This is a genomic window from Dyadobacter sp. (assembly GCF_051859145.1).
Lineage (GTDB): Bacteria > Bacteroidota > Bacteroidia > Cytophagales > Spirosomataceae > Dyadobacter.
Map to the genome: position 1 here is coordinate 5,715 of NZ_JBHYGF010000479.1, position 16,670 is coordinate 22,384.

18 protein-coding genes are annotated in these 16,670 nt (G+C 46.0%); 14 read left to right on the top strand and 4 right to left on the bottom strand.

From position 1 onward, the window contains the following. Positions 1-39: 39 nt before the first annotated feature. The 12 genes from ACTIE6_RS22340 (at position 40) to ACTIE6_RS22395 (ending at position 10,671) form a co-directional block, all read left to right on the top strand. Positions 40-177 carry a T9SS type A sorting domain-containing protein gene (locus ACTIE6_RS22340; RefSeq protein ID WP_439558753.1) on the top strand — a complete coding sequence of 46 codons (138 nt, stop codon included), beginning with the start codon at positions 40-42 and terminating at the stop codon, positions 175-177. Positions 178-338: 161 nt separating this feature from the next. Continuing rightward, positions 339-2,474 (top strand): sialate O-acetylesterase, encoded by a 2,136-nt coding sequence (locus tag ACTIE6_RS22345; protein ID WP_439558737.1) that lies wholly within the window; start codon positions 339-341, stop codon positions 2,472-2,474. A gap of 193 nt (positions 2,475-2,667) precedes the next feature. Then, the gene (locus ACTIE6_RS22350; RefSeq protein WP_439558738.1) at positions 2,668-3,042 is read left to right on the top strand and encodes an NADH-quinone oxidoreductase subunit A; all 375 of its coding nucleotides are present in this window, start codon (positions 2,668-2,670) and stop codon (positions 3,040-3,042) included. Between the two features lie 26 nt (positions 3,043-3,068). Next, on the top strand, positions 3,069-3,611 hold the full coding sequence (locus ACTIE6_RS22355) for an NADH-quinone oxidoreductase subunit B (protein ID WP_439558739.1): 543 nt from the start codon (positions 3,069-3,071) through the stop codon (positions 3,609-3,611). A gap of 5 nt (positions 3,612-3,616) precedes the next feature. Further along, positions 3,617-4,117 carry an NADH-quinone oxidoreductase subunit C gene (locus tag ACTIE6_RS22360; protein ID WP_439558740.1) on the top strand — a complete coding sequence of 167 codons (501 nt, stop codon included), beginning with the start codon at positions 3,617-3,619 and terminating at the stop codon, positions 4,115-4,117. A gap of 18 nt (positions 4,118-4,135) precedes the next feature. Then, positions 4,136-5,362, top strand: coding sequence for an NADH dehydrogenase (quinone) subunit D (nuoD, locus tag ACTIE6_RS22365; protein WP_439558741.1), 1,227 nt, complete (start codon positions 4,136-4,138; stop codon positions 5,360-5,362). Between the two features lie 29 nt (positions 5,363-5,391). Further along, on the top strand, positions 5,392-5,889 hold the full coding sequence (locus tag ACTIE6_RS22370; RefSeq protein WP_439558742.1) for an NADH-quinone oxidoreductase subunit NuoE family protein: 498 nt from the start codon (positions 5,392-5,394) through the stop codon (positions 5,887-5,889). Between the two features lie 28 nt (positions 5,890-5,917). After that, positions 5,918-7,258: an NADH-quinone oxidoreductase subunit NuoF gene (nuoF, locus tag ACTIE6_RS22375; protein WP_439558743.1), complete on the top strand. Its 1,341-nt coding sequence runs from the start codon at positions 5,918-5,920 to the stop codon at positions 7,256-7,258. 27 nt (positions 7,259-7,285) lie between these two features. After that, a complete protein-coding gene (locus ACTIE6_RS22380) occupies positions 7,286-8,401 on the top strand; it encodes a 2Fe-2S iron-sulfur cluster-binding protein (protein ID WP_439558744.1) in 1,116 nt (371 codons plus the stop codon). A 24-nt stretch (positions 8,402-8,425) separates the two neighbouring features. After that, a complete protein-coding gene (gene nuoH, locus ACTIE6_RS22385) occupies positions 8,426-9,505 on the top strand; it encodes an NADH-quinone oxidoreductase subunit NuoH (RefSeq protein WP_439558745.1) in 1,080 nt (359 codons plus the stop codon). Positions 9,506-9,524: 19 nt separating this feature from the next. Next, positions 9,525-10,118, top strand: coding sequence for a NuoI/complex I 23 kDa subunit family protein (locus ACTIE6_RS22390; RefSeq protein ID WP_439558746.1), 594 nt, complete (start codon positions 9,525-9,527; stop codon positions 10,116-10,118). Between the two features lie 34 nt (positions 10,119-10,152). Then, positions 10,153-10,671, top strand: coding sequence for an NADH-quinone oxidoreductase subunit J family protein (locus tag ACTIE6_RS22395; protein WP_439558747.1), 519 nt, complete (start codon positions 10,153-10,155; stop codon positions 10,669-10,671). 75 nt (positions 10,672-10,746) lie between these two features. Here the strand turns inward: ACTIE6_RS22395 and gcvP are convergent, their stop codons facing one another. The 3 genes from gcvP to ACTIE6_RS22410 all read right to left on the bottom strand — a co-directional run bounded on the left by gcvP (position 10,747) and on the right by ACTIE6_RS22410 (position 15,325). Then, positions 10,747-13,638 carry an aminomethyl-transferring glycine dehydrogenase gene (gene gcvP / locus ACTIE6_RS22400; protein ID WP_439558748.1) on the bottom strand — a complete coding sequence of 964 codons (2,892 nt, stop codon included), beginning with the start codon at positions 13,636-13,638 and terminating at the stop codon, positions 10,747-10,749. A 133-nt stretch (positions 13,639-13,771) separates the two neighbouring features. Continuing rightward, a complete protein-coding gene (locus ACTIE6_RS22405) occupies positions 13,772-13,975 on the bottom strand; it encodes a hypothetical protein (RefSeq protein WP_439558749.1) in 204 nt (67 codons plus the stop codon). A 93-nt stretch (positions 13,976-14,068) separates the two neighbouring features. Continuing rightward, the gene (locus tag ACTIE6_RS22410) at positions 14,069-15,325 is read right to left on the bottom strand and encodes a metallophosphoesterase (protein ID WP_439558750.1); all 1,257 of its coding nucleotides are present in this window, start codon (positions 15,323-15,325) and stop codon (positions 14,069-14,071) included. 158 nt (positions 15,326-15,483) lie between these two features. Between ACTIE6_RS22410 and ACTIE6_RS22415 the strand changes: the two genes are divergently transcribed. Further along, positions 15,484-15,705, top strand: a complete 222-nt coding sequence (locus ACTIE6_RS22415; RefSeq protein ID WP_439558751.1) for a hypothetical protein — start codon at positions 15,484-15,486, stop codon at positions 15,703-15,705. Here ACTIE6_RS22415 and ACTIE6_RS22420 read toward each other — a convergent pair. Next, on the bottom strand, positions 15,702-16,262 hold the full coding sequence (locus ACTIE6_RS22420; RefSeq protein ID WP_056279539.1) for a YqgE/AlgH family protein: 561 nt from the start codon (positions 16,260-16,262) through the stop codon (positions 15,702-15,704). The genes ACTIE6_RS22415 and ACTIE6_RS22420 overlap by 4 nt on opposite strands. Positions 16,263-16,412: 150 nt before the next feature. Here ACTIE6_RS22420 and ACTIE6_RS22425 point away from each other — a divergent pair. Then, a partial coding sequence (locus ACTIE6_RS22425; RefSeq protein ID WP_439558752.1) for a gamma carbonic anhydrase family protein occupies positions 16,413-16,670 on the top strand: 258 nt, incomplete at its 3' end.

Consider the following 16,670-nt stretch of genomic DNA (forward strand, 5'->3'; position numbering starts at 1 on the left):
ATCAATGCAGAAGTACAAATTATCGACAGCAGAGGCGTAATCCACAAGAATTTCAGGGTAGCGAAATTCGATCGTCAGCACTTCTTCAATGTATCCGGTCTTTCCAGTGGTATTTATATCGTTCGTATCGTTTCTTCAAGTTTTAACGCAACTCAAAAACTGATAATAGTGCAGTAAATCACGTTTACGGTAAGTGGCCAATCAAAAAAAGCAAGTGGTTATATTTTAGCCAAAATAATCATTTACATTTGTGACCGTTTTGCGTTTGAATACGTTAGAATAATCCAATAAACTTAGATTGTCCGGAGATAGAAACTTTACCCGTATAAGAATTCCCAATGCATTATAGAATTATCCTCCCGGTAGTGGCAAAGGCACTGCTGTTGATCTGTATCATTACATCAGCAGCATTTTCTCAGATCAGAATCACTTCTCCCTCCCTCCAGTCAGTTTATCAGAGAGATATTACTGGCCAGCGTCAGATTTCAGTTACCGGTACGTTTACCGTTCCAATGGACAAAATAGAGGTACGTGCTGTGCCTGTAGTTCAGGGACAGGGGGTTGACGCTCCCTGGAAAGACCTTGAGGTAGCTTCCAAAGGCGGCATTTTTTCAGGTAACATAACCCTTTTTCAGGGTTGGTACACATTGGAAGTACGAGGTTTTTCAGATGGTAAAATCGTCGGCAGGGACGTTGTTTCCCGATTTGGTGTGGGTGAGGTTTTCATTATTGCAGGCCAGTCAAACGCGCAGGGATTAAAAGAATATCCTGGTCCCGGAGCCAATGATGATCGTGTGATCTATATTTCCAATTACGAGAATGATGAATTGGGAATGTACAAAGATTTACTTACCGATCCGGTTCCGCCTGTTTTTTCAAAATTGACAACAGGTGCTAAAACCATGTCACCGCGTGGTCAAACTCCATGGTGCTGGGGAATTCTGGGCGATTTGCTGGTGCAGAAGCTGAATATGCCGGTTATGTTCATTAATACAGCCTGGGAAGGTACGGCGGTGGAAAACTGGGCGCGCAGCTCTCAGGGATTGTCGACAGACAGCTACTACGGATATCACTATGGCCCGCAAATGCCTTATGCCAACCTTCGCATTGCCGCACGCAATTATGGAAATCAATATGGTGTAAGAGCAATTCTCTGGATGCAAGGTGAAACGGATGGTGCTTTTGGTACTACTGCTGCATTCTATCAGGCAAACATGCAAATGATCATCAACCAGCTGAGCAGCGATACCAACAAACGCATTACCTGGGTGATCGCCAGAACAAGCCGGGCTTCACTGGACGGCAGACAACCTTCGAAGGTTTACCCGCAAATTATAGCTGCGCAGAATGCAGTACTAGCTACTGATTTTAATCCAACTTACCCCGGGCCTGAGACTGACCCGCTGGTTCCAAACCGGCCGGACGGCATTCACTTCGTCGGTACCGAGGCATTAACTGTACTGGCAAATGCCTGGAACGAGACCCTGGATGGAAACTTTTTCGCTACGGTAACACCAAGCGCACCTGCTCCGGTACCAACAGTTGAAGCCGCCTGCGTTACCGAAAACAATGCAGTTAGAATATCACTTCCGACGGGTTTCCAGTCTTACGAATGGAGTACCGGCGAAAAGAGCAGCAGCATTACTGTTTCAGCAGCCGGTACATACCGGGCTACCGTTAAAGATGCGGCAGGTAACTCATTGCTTTCTTCCGTTGTAGTTCTGGATCATGAAGCCAGACCGTCCCGTCCAAGTATTTTACAACAGGGACAACAACAAGCCTGTGCAGATTCATCTTTCCAGTTCTCGGTAGCAGAAGGCAGTGATATTTACAGCTGGTACAAGCAAGGTTCCACAACACCACTTGCAACCGGCCCGATGGCTAAAATCGAAGAGGCAGGTGAATACTTCGTTAGAGGCGCCAACATCTTCGGATGTGTTTCTGAAAATTCAGTCAGTTCCTCGCTCATTATCAGACCGAAGATCTCAAAACCAGTGATCTCTGCTTCCGGGCCTTTCAGCATTACTGCCAGCATCAGCGAAACAGGATTGAATGAGCAATTCGCATGGAGAAGGCCTGAGACCGAGATTGATACAATCGCCGATATTATTAAAATTGTCAAATCGGGTGTTTATTCAACAAGAGCCCAGGTGGTGTTCTCAATCAATGACAATAACAGAATTACGTGCTATTCAGACACTGCCTCCCAGGAGTTTAAAACAAATGAACAAAACGATGTGGTGATTTATCCAAACCCAAGCGAGGGTAACTACATCTACATCGAGTCGCGTGACAATATCAAAGAAGCAGTCGTTACCATTTTTGACCTACATGGCCGCGTGATCAAAACGACCAGTTCAAGGTTGCTTGACAGCCGGATGCAGGTTAATCTCGGCTATCTCCAAACCGGAAAATATATCCTGCGCGTTACCGGCCAGGGACAAAGCTTAACCAAGCAGATTGTAATCAGGTAATATTTCTTAACGATATCGATTAAATAAGCCCCGCCAACACGGGGCTTATTTAGTATGATCCTAATTAAACAAAAGAAAAACTCAGGAATTTGATTGATAAACTTGCAAAGGCTAATTTTGAGATAAACGGCGGTAGACTACTCTGGCTCGTTTTTTTCAGGATTTTAAAAGATTTCAGTATAGCATCAGTGCAATGAAAAACACTTATCTCCCATCGGATTATCTTCCCATTCTGGTTCAGTTTTTTCTGGCGGCTGCTTTCATTGGTGGAACAATGATCGTAACCCACTTGATTGGTCCAAGCCGTAAAAGCAAATTGAAAGATGATCCATTTGAATGTGGTATCGAGTCGGTAGGTGATGCCCGTACTCCGATTTCTGTGAAATACTTCCTTGTAGCGATTCTTTTTGTGTTGTTTGACGTGGAAGTAATTTTTATGTATCCCTGGGCAGTAAATTTCAAGGGACTTGGAATGTTTGGTTTTGTAGAAATGTTACTGTTTATGGCTTTACTACTGTCCGGTTTCTACTACGTAATCCACAAGGGTGTACTAAACTGGGAAGAGTAGCCTGAACCTTTGATATATACGAAATTATGAAAGAAGTACAGATAGTGGAGGCCCCGCAGGGGCATAGTGGTTCTGGTTTTTTTGCGACTTCATTTGATGAAGCTATTGGTCTGGCCCGCAGCTATTCGCTGTGGCCTTTGCCGTTTGCTACCTCTTGCTGCGGAATTGAGTTCATGGCAACAATGGGCGCGCATTATGATATTTCCCGGTTTGGTTCGGAAAGACCGAGCTTTTCACCCAGGCAGGCTGACTTGCTGATGGTAATGGGAACTATCGCCAAGAAAATGGCGCCTGTTGTGAAGCAGGTATACCTTCAAATGGCAGAGCCGCGCTGGGTAATGGCAGTTGGTGCCTGCGCTTCAAGCGGTGGAATCTTTGATACTTACAGCGTTTTGCAGGGGATCGATCGTATTATTCCGGTAGATGTGTACGTACCTGGCTGCCCTCCGCGACCAGAGCAGATCATCGATGGGTTGATGCAGATCCAGCACCTGGCACAGAATGAAAAGCTGCGCCGCCGCAATACCGACGAATACCAGGAATTATTAGCATCTTATAACATTCAATAACCCATATGCTGACTAACCAGGAAGTTGCTGAGGCGCTTTTGGAAAAATTTGGTGACCAGGTTTTTGATTTTGAAGAACCTTATGGGCTTCTGACACTTTCTACAACCCGCGAGGAGATCTTACCACTTCTGGAATTTCTCCGGGACCATAAAAACTACCAGGTTATCTTCCTGACTGATCTTACAGGTATACACTATCCTGAAAATAAGAACAAGGAGTTCCAGGTAGTCTACCATATGCACAGCTTTGTGCATAATTTCCGTATCAGGATTAAAGTTTCATTAGCTGAATCGGATCTGCACATTCCTACTGCCACCGGCCTTTTTGCAAGTGCCAACTGGATGGAGCGTGAGACTTATGACTTTTTCGGTATCCTGTTCGATGGGCATCCTAATCTGATCAGGATCCTGAATATTGAAGAAATGGATTATTTTCCAATGCGGAAAGAGTTTCCAATGGAAGATGCCACGCGTGAAGACAAAACTGATGCCCTTTTCGGCCGTTGACCTTATATTGAGTAAAATATGGCAGATATTGAATTATTACCCCATAATGTCCCTTCTCAAACCGAGCTGCCTGAACTGGTTGAAGAATTAACCACCCTTAACCTCGGCCCTACTCACCCGGCGACACACGGTATTTTCCAGAATGTCCTGAAAATGGATGGTGAAAAAATCGTTTCCGGCGAGCAGACGATTGGATATATACACCGTGCATTTGAGAAAATAGCCGAAAGAAGGCCATTTTATCAGATCACAACCCTTACCGACCGCATGAACTACTGCTCTTCCCCGATCAATAACCTGGGGTGGCACATGACGGTTGAAAAGTTGCTGGGTGTGGAAGTGCCTAAGCGTGCACAATACATCCGCGTGATTATGATGGAACTGGCCCGGATCACGGACCACATCATTTGCAACAGTATCCTTGGTGTTGATACAGGCGCTTTTACCGGCTTTTTGTATGTAATGCAAAAGCGCGAGGAAGTTTATGAGATTTACGAAGAGGTTTGCGGAGCGCGCTTAACTACCAATATGGGCCGACTTGGGGGAATGGAAAGAGACCTTTCCACCACAGCGATCCGGAAGATTCACGAGTTTATCAAATCATTCCCGGCGGTATTGCGCGAGCTTGAAAAGCTGCTCAACCGTAACCGGATATTCATGGACCGTACCATTAATGTAGGTCCTATTTCGGCGGAAAGAGCATTATCATACGGCTTCACAGGCCCTAACCTGCGTGCAGCGGGTGTAGATTATGATGTGCGCGTGATGAACCCCTACTCTTCTTACCAGGATTTTGATTTTGAAGTACCTATCGGTAAGTCCGGAGATACTTTCGACCGCTATATGGTCCGGAATGAAGAGATGTGGCAGAGTTTGAAGATCGTAGAACAAGCTATTAACAATTTGCCCGAAGGTCCGTATTACGCGGATGCACCGGAATATTACCTTCCTCCGAAAAACGAAGTGTACAGGAATATGGAAGCATTGATCTATCACTTCAAGATTGTGATGGGTGAAATTGATGCACCGGCCGGCGAGGTATATCATGCAGTGGAAGGTGGAAACGGAGAGTTGGGTTTTTACCTGATCAGCGATGGCGGAAGAGCTCCGTATCGCCTTCACTTCCGCAGACCAAGCTTTATCTACTACCAGGCTTACCCCGAAATGTGCAAAGGAAGTACGCTTTCTGATGCCATTTTAACAATGAGTAGCCTCAATGTGATAGCCGGAGAACTGGACGCCTGAGTTTTTCTAAAACAGATTACATTTAAGAAATGACCGAAACACCCAATCTCGTAGCCTTTACCCCAGAGCGGCTTGAGAAAGTAAGAGAAATCATTGCACGTTATCCGGAAGGCCGCCAGAAATCGGCCCTATTGCCTGTTTTGCACGTGGCGCAGGAACAATGGGGTTGGTTGAGCAGCGAAGTAATGGATTACGTTGCCGGTATTTTGAGCATTGAGCCCGTTGAGGTTTATGAGGTTGCGACATTTTACACCATGTACCACCTCGATCCCGTTGGCAAACACGTAATTGAATATTGCAGAACAGGACCTTGCTGCTTAATGGGCGGAGAAGATGTTTATGGTTATCTGAAACAAAAATTGGGCGTAGAGGTTGGACAAACAACTGCTGACGGACTATTTACTTTGAAAGAAGTGGAATGTCTGGCAGCTTGCGGCTGGGGCCCGGTTTTCCAGATCCGTGAACAATTTTATATGAACCTTACCAACGATAAGGTCGACCAAATTATAGAAGATTTAAGCAAATAGGCTTTTGGCTTAACATAGTATCCTGAAAATGGCTAAGAAAATATTAACGGAGCACATCAATGTACCTGGTATAGAAACCTTCGACGTATATCGGAAGCAAGGTGGCTATACTGCCGTTGAAAAAGCTATTAAAACCATGACACCCGAAGAGGTGGTGGAAGAAGCGAAGAAATCCGGTGTGAGAGGAAGAGGAGGCGCGGGTTTTCCGATGGGTATGAAGTGGGGCTTCCTGGCTAAACCGGAAGGTGTTCCTCGTTATCTGGTTTGCAATGCAGATGAATCGGAGCCGGGTACATTCAAGGATCACCATTTGATGAAATCCATTCCTCACTTACTGATCGAGGGAATGATCATATCGAGCTTTGCATTAGGTGCGAACAAGTCATTTATCTACGTTCGCGGCGAGCTGATGTACGTGATCCGCATTCTTGAAAAAGCAATCGAGGAAGCAAAAGCACAAGGGTTTTTAGGTAAAAATATCCTCGGCTCTGGCTATGATCTGGAACTGGTTGTTCAACCCGGCGGCGGCGCTTATATCTGCGGCGAAGAAACTGCATTGCTTGAATCTCTGGAAGGAAAACGTGGTAACCCACGTAACAAGCCGCCATTCCCTGCTGTAAAAGGTTTATATCAAAGTCCAACTGTTGTTAACAACGTGGAGTCGATCTCCAATATGCCCTGGATCATCAACAATGGCGGGGATGCGTATGCTGCAATTGGCGTAGGTCGGAGTACAGGTACCAAGCTGATTTCCGCATCGGGCCATATTCAGAAGCCGGGTGTGTATGAAATTGAGCTCGGTGTAAGTGTGGAAGAATTCCTGAACTCGGATGAATATTGCGGCGGTATCAGGAAAGGCCACCATTTGAAAGCACTGGTAGCCGGCGGTTCTTCGGTTCCCATTTTGCCTGCGCATTTGATCATGAAAACGGCAAATGGAGAAGACAGGCTGATGAGTTACGAGTCACTTTCTGACGGCGGCTTTGCAACAGGTACCATGCTCGGTTCGGGTGGATTTATCGTTTTTGATGAAACTGCTTGTATCGTTAGGAACACCTGGAACTTCTCGCGTTTTTATCACCACGAATCCTGCGGACAATGCAGCCCGTGCCGCGAAGGTACCGGCTGGATGGAAAAAGTTTTGCACCGCATTGAACACGGTCACGGCAGTATGCACGACGTGGATTTGCTGGTGGATATATCAAAGAAAATTGAAGGAAATACAATTTGTCCGCTCGGAGATGCTGCTGCCTGGCCTGTTGCCAGTGCAATCCGCCACTTCCGCGACGAATTTGTTTGGCATATCACAAACCCTCACGAAGCTACGCAACCAGGCGCCGTTTACCGCGGTGAAATGGAACTTGCCTGAGCCGACTGACGAATACTGAACATTGGAATGGAAGAAATAAAACCCCAATTGATAAAAATTACTTTCGACGGTATTGAGGTCGAGGTAGAGCCGGGAACAACTATCATGCAGGCGGCACGCAAAATTGCGGAAGCTGATGAAAGCCAGGCTTCACTCGTGCCACCGGCAATGTGCTACTATAAGCCACTTAATGCTTCTGGTGGTAAATGCCGCGCTTGTCTGGTGAAGGTTGCACAAGGATCTGCCAAAGATCCGCGCCCGATGCCCAAGCTTGTTCCCTCATGCATCACGCAGGTACAGGAAGGTATGGTGGTAGAGAATACGACCAACCAGGGCGTACTTGATACACGCAAAAGCATTGTTGAATTCCTTCTGATCAATCACCCGCTCGATTGCCCTATCTGTGACCAGGCAGGAGAATGCCATTTGCAGGATTTTGCATTTGAACACGGTTCTGTCAAAACGAGGTATGAAGAAGAAAGACGGACTTTCGACAAGATAGATATCGGTCCCTATGTGCAGTTGCACATGACGCGCTGCATTCTTTGCTATCGCTGCGTTTACACAGCCGACCAGATCACCAACAAGCGTGTTCACGGCGTGATGAACAGAGGCGATGCTTCCGAGATCAGTACTTACATTGAGAAAGCGATTGACAACGATTTTTCTGGTAATGTAATTGACGTTTGTCCGGTAGGTGCATTGACTGATAAAACTTTCCGTTTCAAACAAAGAGTGTGGTTTACGAAACCGGAAGATGCGCATCGCAACTGTGATAAATGCTGCGGAAAAGTGACTTTATGGTACCGCGGCAACGAAGTGCTCCGCGTTACTGCCCGCAAAAATACTTGGGGTGAAGTCAACGATTTCATTTGCAATACCTGCCGTTTTGACAAAAAACAAACAAGTGACTGGGTACTGGAAGGTCCGACGAAAGTGAAACGTAGCTCAGTGATCTCAGCCAATAAATACCGCGCTGACCTGGTTAAAAAACCGGATTTCGCATTGAAACTGGCCGCTTCCCAATACAAACCCGTGGACGACGATCGCGCTTATGTGACTGACGAAGAAACGATCCGTCAACAAAGCATTGAGAATAACGAAAAAGCGAACCATCGTTCGTTGCTGGCAAAGAACAACTAACAAGCCGATTATAATTGCTGATAAATGGATTTAACCGAATTTCTAGTTAAGACCGCAACGATATTCGTTGTTTTCGTACTCACCCTGGTTATTGCAATGTACTCTACCTGGGCCGAACGCAAGGTTGCAGGCTTTATCCAGGACAGGATGGGACCTAACCGCGCTGGCTGGGGAGGCTTATTGCAGCCGCTTGCCGATGCTGGTAAGATGTTTTTTAAAGAAGATTTTATCCCTGCCCTGGCAAATAAATGGTTGTTTATCGCGGGACCGAGTTTGGCGATGCTTACTGCATTGCTGGCAAGCGCAGTAATTCCTTTTGGAAGTACTTTCCGGATTAACGGGCACGAAGTTGTGCTGCAAGGTGTAGAATCGAACATTGGTATCCTGTACGTATTCGGCGTAGTTGCATTGGGTGTTTACGGGATTATGGTGGGTGGCTGGGCTTCCAATAACAAATTCTCCCTTCTTGGTGCTATCCGCGCGGCTTCTCAGAACATCAGTTATGAAGTAGCAATGGGACTTTCCCTGATTGCGATCCTGATGATGAGCAGCTCGCTTTCACTGGGAGAAATTGTTGCGCAGCAACACGGAATGAACTGGAACATCTTCTACCAGCCACTCGGGTTTCTGATTTTCATTACCTGCTCATTTGCAGAATGTAACCGGGTTCCGTTTGACTTACCTGAATGCGAAACTGAGCTTGTAGGCGGATATCACACCGAATATGGAAGTATGAAGCTGGGTTTTTACCTGTTTGCTGAGTACATCAACATGTTTGTTTCATCTGCGATTATCTCTGTCCTGTATTTTGGTGGATATAATTACCCTGGAATGGACTGGGTTTACAGCCAGCTGACCAGCGCATTAGGTACTGAAACTGGCCACAACATCGCTACATTAATCGGAACTGCGGTGTTCTTTGGAAAAGCATTGTTCTTCATATTCTTCTATATGTGGGTACGCTGGACAATCCCTCGTTTCCGCTACGATCAATTGATGAACCTGGGTTGGAAAAAATTAATACCCTTGGCTATTTTCAACATCATTATCACAGGCGCGGCTGTGCTTTTCTTGAAGCCGGTAATTACCGCCTGGTTGAATTAATATAAAAAATTACGTTGCTATGCAGTTGACAAATCGCTCCAAGCAGGTTAGCAATAAAGAGATGACATTGATGGAACGCGCCTATATCCCGGCAATTGTGACGGGTTTGGGAATCACCATCAAGCACTTTTTTGCTAAGAAAGTTACGATTGAATACCCGGAGGTGAAAAGATACCTTGGGCCGGTATTCAGGGGCAGACACATATTAAAAAGAGACGAAGATGGCCGCGAGCGCTGTACTGCGTGCGGCTTATGTGCAGTGGCTTGCCCTGCGGAAGCTATTCAAATGGTAGCTGCCGAGCGGGAAAAAGGTGAAGAGAACCTGTATCGCGAAGAGAAGTATGCAGCGGTTTATGAAGTAAATATGCTGCGCTGCATTTTCTGCGGACTTTGTGAAGAAGCTTGTCCCAAACAGGCGGTATACCTTCGTCACGATGAATTTGTTCCCGTTTTTACAGAACGTGATCAGGTAATCTGGGGTAAAGACCTTTTGGTTGAAGATATGAATAACAGGTATACAAGAGAAGCCTGGACGAAAGAAGAGGCCCGCGCGATCGATGCAAAGAGAGCGGCTGGTGAAGTTACAACCGTTGTTCCAAGAGCTATACCCTGATCCTTTATCCAGGCTTTTCAGCAGTGTCAAGATTATGAATCCATTAGTTTCTTTTTTCTACTTCCTTTCGTTTCTGACCATACTCAGTGCAGTGATGGTCGTGGTATCGCGTAACCCGATCCACAGCGTTCTTTACCTGATCCTTACATTTTTTACATTGTCGGGACATTACATTCTGCTCAATGCGCAGTTCCTCGCAGCTGTAAATATCATTGTTTACGCAGGGGCGATTATGGTACTCTTCCTTTTTGTAATCATGTTTTTGAACATGAAGCAGGACAACGAAGAGTCAAAAACGAATTTAACGAAGTTGGCGGCTACGATCGTCGGCGGGACTGTATTTGTGATCCTTTTTGGCGCTTACCGCAAAACAGTGATACCTGCATTCAATCCGGAGTCTTTTGATTCACAGGTTGGGATGATTGAAAGTCTCGGACACATGCTTTTCCGCGATTACCTTCTTCCATTCGAGCTGGCTTCCATTCTGCTGCTGGTTGCAATGGTAGGTGCAGTAATGTTAGGTAAAAGGGAAATTGGAGAAAGACATTTCTGATCCTTATCAATAAAAAAGCAGAAAGGGGAGACACGCAATGTGTCTCCCCTTTCTGCTTTTTTAACACTATATCAATTAAACCTCTGCGTCTGTATAAGCTTCAACAGGAATGCATGAACAGATCAGATTACGATCGCCGTATGCACTGTCGACGCGGCTTACACTTGGCCAGAATTTGTTAAAGCGCAGATACGGTAATGGGAATGCAGCTTTTTCACGGCTGTAAGAACGGTTCCATTCTTCGCTCAACAAAACCCTCGAAGTATGCGGCGCATTTTTCAAAACATTATCAGCGCGGTCAGCAACTCCTTCTTCAATTTCACGGATTTCTTTACGAATCGAAATCATCGCATCACAAAAACGATCCAGTTCCGCTTTCGACTCTGACTCTGTCGGCTCGATCATCAATGTACCGGCCACAGGAAATGAAAGGGTCGGTGAATGGAAACCGTAGTCCATCAATCGTTTTGCAAGATCCTCGGCTTCTACACCAGCTGCTTTGAACGAGCGGCAATCCAGGATCATTTCGTGGGCGCAGCGGCCGTTTGTACCTGTGTAAAGCACTTCATAATGTCCACTCAAACGTTCCTTGATATAATTTGCATTCAAGATCGCGTACTTGGTTGCATTCGTCAAACCTTCTCCGCCCATCATCGCAATGTAAGCGTAAGAAATTGTCAGGATACTGGCGCTTCCGTAAGGCGCTGCTGAAACAGCTCCCGCTTCTCCTTGTGGCAAGTGTTCACCTTGTACATTAAAATTAACGTGACCTGGTAAAAACGGCATTAAATGCTCTGCTACACCAATTGGTCCAACGCCCGGTCCGCCGCCGCCGTGAGGAATGCAGAACGTTTTGTGCAAATTCAAATGGCAAACATCAGCACCAATACTCGCCGGACTTGTCAAACCAACCTGTGCATTCATATTGGCACCATCCATATAAACCTGGCCGCCAAATGAATGGATCATTTCACAAATCTCTATGATACTTTCCTCATAAACTCCGTGCGTAGAAGGATAGGTAACCATGAGGCAGGACAGATCGTTGCTATACTGCTCAGCTTTCGCTTTCAGGTCAGCTACGTCGATATTTCCTCTTTCGTCACATTTGGTAACAACCACTTTCATTCCGGCCATTACAGCGGAAGCAGGGTTTGTTCCGTGTGCGGAAGAAGGGATCAGTGCCACATTCCTGTGCTCCTCGCCGCGGCTTGCATGGTAAGCGCGTATCGCCATTAAACCTGCATACTCGCCCTGGGCACCTGAGTTTGGCTGGAACGACATTGCCGCAAAACCGGTGATCTCGCAAAGCCAGGTGTTAAGCTCACTTACCAGCTGCGCGTATCCACCAACCTGATTTGTCGGTGCAAATGGGTGAATCTGTCCAAACTCCGGCCAGGTAAGCGGGATCATTTCAGAAGTTGCATTCAGCTTCATGGTACAGCTTCCAAGTGAAATCATGGAATGAACCAAAGAAAGGTCTTTGTTTTCCAGCGATTTCAGGTAGCGCAGCATTTCGTGCTCCGTATGGTGTGTATTAAAGATCGGGTGCGTCAGATATTCAGATGTACGCGCAAGATTTTCGGGGAATGCAAATTCAAATTCTTCATCAATCACCATTTCACCTTGGAAACCGGAAACTTCTGCAAATACATTCAGCAACGCGATCACATCGTCGAAAGATTTTGCTTCGTCAAATGCGACTGTGATACTTTCGTCTTTATTGTAACGAAGGTTAATACCCCATTTCAAAGCCTGCTCACGTACTTTCCTCGTCAACGGCGTCTTAATGGTAACAGTATCGAAAAACTCCTCTGTTACCACTTCGTAGTTGAATTTCTTTATGGTATCAACAAAAAGCTTTGCAAGTCCGTGAATGCGGGCGGCGATTGATCTGATACCTTCCGGACCGTGATAAACCGAGTATGCACCTGCAATTACTGCGAGCAAAACTTGCGCAGTACAGATATTGGAAGTTGCTTTTTCACGACGGATGTGCTGCTCACGCGTTTGCAGCGCCATTCTCAATGCACGGTTACCCTCTCCGTCAACTGAAACGCCAATAATCCGGCCGGGAATGTTTCTCTTGAATGATTCTTTCGTAGCAAAAAACGCAGCGTGCGGACCACCGTAGCCCATTGGTACACCAAACCTTTGTGATGAACCTACCACAACATCCGCGCCCATTTCACCCGGCGACTTCAACAATGCAAGCGACAACAAGTCGGCAGCAACTGCAACTGAAATATTCAGCTCGTGAGCCGCTGCGATAAAATCGGTATAATCGATTACATCACCATTTGTGGCTGGGTATTGTACCAAAACGGCGTAGATGTTTTCATCTGTCAGATCAACAGTAGCATGATTTCCTATCACCACTTCAATGCCGATTGGCCTTGCGCGGGTGTAGATAAGGTCGATGGTTTGCGGGTGGCAAAGTTCTGAAACAAAGAAAGTGTTCGCTTTTTTCCGGCTGCCGGCGCGCAGGCTGTGCAGCATTGTCATTGCCTCGGCTGCGGCGGTAGCCTCATCGAGTAAAGACGCATTTGCGATTTCCATTCCGGTCAGGTCAGTGACTACGGTTTGGAAGTTCAGCAGCATTTCAAGGCGACCTTGTGCGATTTCGGCCTGATAAGGTGTATATGCGGTGTACCAGGCTGGATTTTCAAGAATGTTACGCAGAATCACTTTGGGCGTGATGGTATCGTAATAGCCTGTGCCTATGTAAGATTTCAGGACTGCATTCTTGCCCGCCATTCTTCTGATCCCTTCCAGAAATTCCTGTTCCGATTTCGGTTTCGGTAGATTAAGCGGCTTTTGTAAACGTATCGCTGAGGGAAGTGTTTGATCTATCAGTTCGTCCAGTGAGGCGGCGCCAATCGTACTCAGCATATCCTGCAATTCCTGCGCATCTTTGCCGTGGTGCCGATTCTCAAATTTATCTTGATTTCGAAGGTTAATTTTCATTCAGTTTTGGACCAAAAAACGTTCGTGATTATTAGATTTAAAACACAAAAGTAAGCAAATCCGACCAAATCTCCCCGAGAATGATCCCATTGCTTACTCTTGATTATGTACAAATTTTATGTGGACTCGCAAATCAATGATTAGGACAGCCGCAGTCTGTTTTACGTTTGAAAATTCCGAGTATCTTCTTTGATTTCGGCTTCTTGTAACCTTTGTACTTTTTCCTCTTTCCCATTAGTTCCATCTTGGAAGTAACAGGCTTTGCATTGAGTTGTTCAATGCCCGAAAAGCCAAATGTCAGGCCAAGTGTCAGTATCCAGGGAGTGATTTTCTTCATGATTTTTATAGCAGTCAAACAGTATTGAATATTCAACGAGCCGAATGCAAAATCCTGTATAGCATTTTGTTATAAATCCTGCATTCGGGATTATCAGGCTTTTACCAGTTCTAAGATAGTGATTTCGGGTAAGATACCCACTCTTCCCGGGTAACCCAGGTAGCCAAACCCGCGGTTTACATACAGGTATTGCTCATCTTCTTTATACAATCCCGCCCAGCGTTTGTACCTGTACTGCACCGGACTCCACTTCAATTTACCGATTTCAACCCCAAACTGCATCCCGTGCGTGTGGCCGGCCAATGCGAGGTCAATATCCTTGTACTTGGGAAGTACCTGCTCACCCCAGTGGCTTGGGTCGTGAGAAAGCAGGATTTTAACCGGGTAATCACCTGTATTCTGATAGGCTTTGGCGAGATCGCCATATTTGGCAAAATTGCCAGCACCCCAGTTCTGAATACCAATCAGGCCAATTTCTTCACCATCTACACGGATCGGACGATGTTCGTCGAGCATCAGGTTCCAGCCAAGCAACTTGTGTGCTCTTTGCAGATCAGCGAGGTTGTTGGTTTTTGCTTTCAGGTCGGGCCACTGGTAGTAATCGCCGTAATCGTGATTCCCAAGAATGGAATGCACGCCGAGCGGCGCTTTTACCTTATCGAAAATGGAGATATAATCTTTCACCTCCAAAGCCCTGTCATTGACCAGGTCACCTGTAAAAAAAGCAATGTCCGGTTTTTCTTTCAACAACATTTCAACACCGCCTTTTACAGCAGTTTTGTTGAAAAAGCTCCCTGAATGAATATCTGACAATTGTGCAATTTTCATCCCGTGAAAAGCACGCGGCAGGTTCTTCAATGGAACCTTTACTCTTCTCACCCGGTAATCGTGCGCGCCCGACAAAATCCCGAACGCAAAAGTCCCCATTAACCCGGTACCTGCGACTACTGCGGTAGTGGCTAAAAATTGAGATCTGGGAATAGTAGGCTCACCTGTTTGCGGGGACGGAGTAGCAGCGCCTGGATACACGAAGCTCACAATCCATTGAAAGAAGCGGCGCACATCATCGACGAGCAGGATCAGGACTGCCAATAATTTGGACAGATAAGGAATTGCGATAAAAGCAACAACAAAAGTCCGCGTAGTACCTTTGAAATAATCGGGGGGCAGCAGCTGCATGCCAATGTAAGCCAGCAAGGTGATGAGCGTAAAACCCCAGTAAATACCTCCTATCCATCTTTGGGAAACCTGAGATAAGTTGCGGGTGGCAAATCGTAAACCTTGCCAGACATAGAAATCTATTGCTATCAGAATAAAAGTCAGCAATAAAAAAAAGACTGTTCTGGGCATTTTAAATGATCGTTTTCATATTGCAGGTAAACGTTTGACCTTGTTTTCTCGTTCGGTTATCTCGGGAGATTGTTCAGGTTTGTACAGCAGAGGTTTTCACTACCCTTTCAAAGGCAAGAATCGCCTGTTTAATGGTTTTTTAGATACATATAAATACAATGGGAAATTTCGATTTTAAAAGATTTCATATCAGATCAATGAATGCGGGCACAGCCGAAGAGCGCGCGGCTATCAACAAGGAATTAAAGGATTTATACGAATCCCTGCCGGAAGAAGAAAAGAAGGTATTCAATGCAGAATTGCAGCACTTTCTTACCAAAGAAGTGGGCAGGATCAAGTCTGACTATGAATCTATAAAGGGATTGGACCAGCCGAATTAATTAAGCCGCGGATCAATGGGATAGTGCGCAATGGAGCGGTACTCGCCTCCCATATTGCGCAGGATCTCGCGCCAGAAATTGCCCGGCGGAGTTGTAAAAAGGAAATCAGAGTTGGTATGGGTAATAATCCAGGAATCCTGACTGAGCTCCTCTGCAAGCTGCCCTTCTCCCCAACCTGAGTAACCGATAAAAAAGCGAATATCCTCCTGGTTCAGGGTATTCAGGTTGAGCAGTGTTTTGACAGTTGTAAAATCGCCACCCCAGTACACATCATTCATGATTTCAGCGCCTCCGCTGATCAGGTCGGGGCGCCTGTGAATGAAGTGGAGCGTGTTTTTTTCCACAGGGCCGCCGAGATGCAGTGTGATATCCTGGTAAATTGTTTCTTCAAGCACATCTCCGAGGAACAGCTCGGTAGTTTGATTCAGCACAAAACCAAAACTGCCGTGATCATTGTGTTCGCACATCAGGATCACACCTCTCTCAAAATTAGGATCGCCTAAAAAGGGTTTGGCAATTAGCAGGCTTCCTTTCGAGACATTCATGCTTGTAGACATATTCTGACGAAACTTTTTATGCTGAACGAATATATTTTATTTTTTGGTAACATTAACCCCGAAACAATCAAAATCGAATAGGTTTCCGGCAATTTGTCCTGCAAACCAAAAAGCATACCATTGGAATGCAAAACCAACGAAAACAAGATTATGGCTTTAATTAAATCCGTGCGGGGATATCAGCCGCAATTCGGCGAAAACTGCTGGTTTGCTGAAAATGCAACCATTGTGGGGGATGTGGAAATGGGAGAAAACTGTACTGTCTGGTTCAATGCGGTAATCCGCGGGGACGTAAACAGCATCCGGATCGGACACCATTCCAATGTGCAGGACGGCGCGGTAATCCATTGTACTTACCAGCGCTTTTCCACGACGATTGGTAACTACGTATCTGTTGCGCATAAGGCA

What these genes read in the sequence shown, in the direction of transcription:
- ACTIE6_RS22420 (WP_056279539.1), bottom strand. Translation starts at nt 16,262, where the DNA reads ATGTCTACAAGCATGAATGTCTCGAAAGGAAGCCTGCTAATTGCCAAA.
- ACTIE6_RS22350 (WP_439558738.1), top strand. Translation starts at nt 2,668, where the DNA reads ATGAAAAACACTTATCTCCCATCGGATTATCTTCCCATTCTGGTTCAG.
- ACTIE6_RS22380 (WP_439558744.1), top strand. Translation starts at nt 7,286, where the DNA reads ATGGAAGAAATAAAACCCCAATTGATAAAAATTACTTTCGACGGTATT.
- ACTIE6_RS22370 (WP_439558742.1), top strand. Translation starts at nt 5,392, where the DNA reads ATGACCGAAACACCCAATCTCGTAGCCTTTACCCCAGAGCGGCTTGAG.
- ACTIE6_RS22360 (WP_439558740.1), top strand. Translation starts at nt 3,617, where the DNA reads ATGCTGACTAACCAGGAAGTTGCTGAGGCGCTTTTGGAAAAATTTGGT.
- nuoD (WP_439558741.1), top strand. Translation starts at nt 4,136, where the DNA reads ATGGCAGATATTGAATTATTACCCCATAATGTCCCTTCTCAAACCGAG.
- ACTIE6_RS22355 (WP_439558739.1), top strand. Translation starts at nt 3,069, where the DNA reads ATGAAAGAAGTACAGATAGTGGAGGCCCCGCAGGGGCATAGTGGTTCT.
- ACTIE6_RS22405 (WP_439558749.1), bottom strand. Translation starts at nt 13,975, where the DNA reads ATGAAGAAAATCACTCCCTGGATACTGACACTTGGCCTGACATTTGGC.
- gcvP (WP_439558748.1), bottom strand. Translation starts at nt 13,638, where the DNA reads ATGAAAATTAACCTTCGAAATCAAGATAAATTTGAGAATCGGCACCAC.
- ACTIE6_RS22345 (WP_439558737.1), top strand. Translation starts at nt 339, where the DNA reads ATGCATTATAGAATTATCCTCCCGGTAGTGGCAAAGGCACTGCTGTTG.
- nuoF (WP_439558743.1), top strand. Translation starts at nt 5,918, where the DNA reads ATGGCTAAGAAAATATTAACGGAGCACATCAATGTACCTGGTATAGAA.
- ACTIE6_RS22415 (WP_439558751.1), top strand. Translation starts at nt 15,484, where the DNA reads ATGGGAAATTTCGATTTTAAAAGATTTCATATCAGATCAATGAATGCG.
- nuoH (WP_439558745.1), top strand. Translation starts at nt 8,426, where the DNA reads ATGGATTTAACCGAATTTCTAGTTAAGACCGCAACGATATTCGTTGTT.
- ACTIE6_RS22410 (WP_439558750.1), bottom strand. Translation starts at nt 15,325, where the DNA reads ATGCCCAGAACAGTCTTTTTTTTATTGCTGACTTTTATTCTGATAGCA.
- ACTIE6_RS22395 (WP_439558747.1), top strand. Translation starts at nt 10,153, where the DNA reads ATGAATCCATTAGTTTCTTTTTTCTACTTCCTTTCGTTTCTGACCATA.
- ACTIE6_RS22390 (WP_439558746.1), top strand. Translation starts at nt 9,525, where the DNA reads ATGCAGTTGACAAATCGCTCCAAGCAGGTTAGCAATAAAGAGATGACA.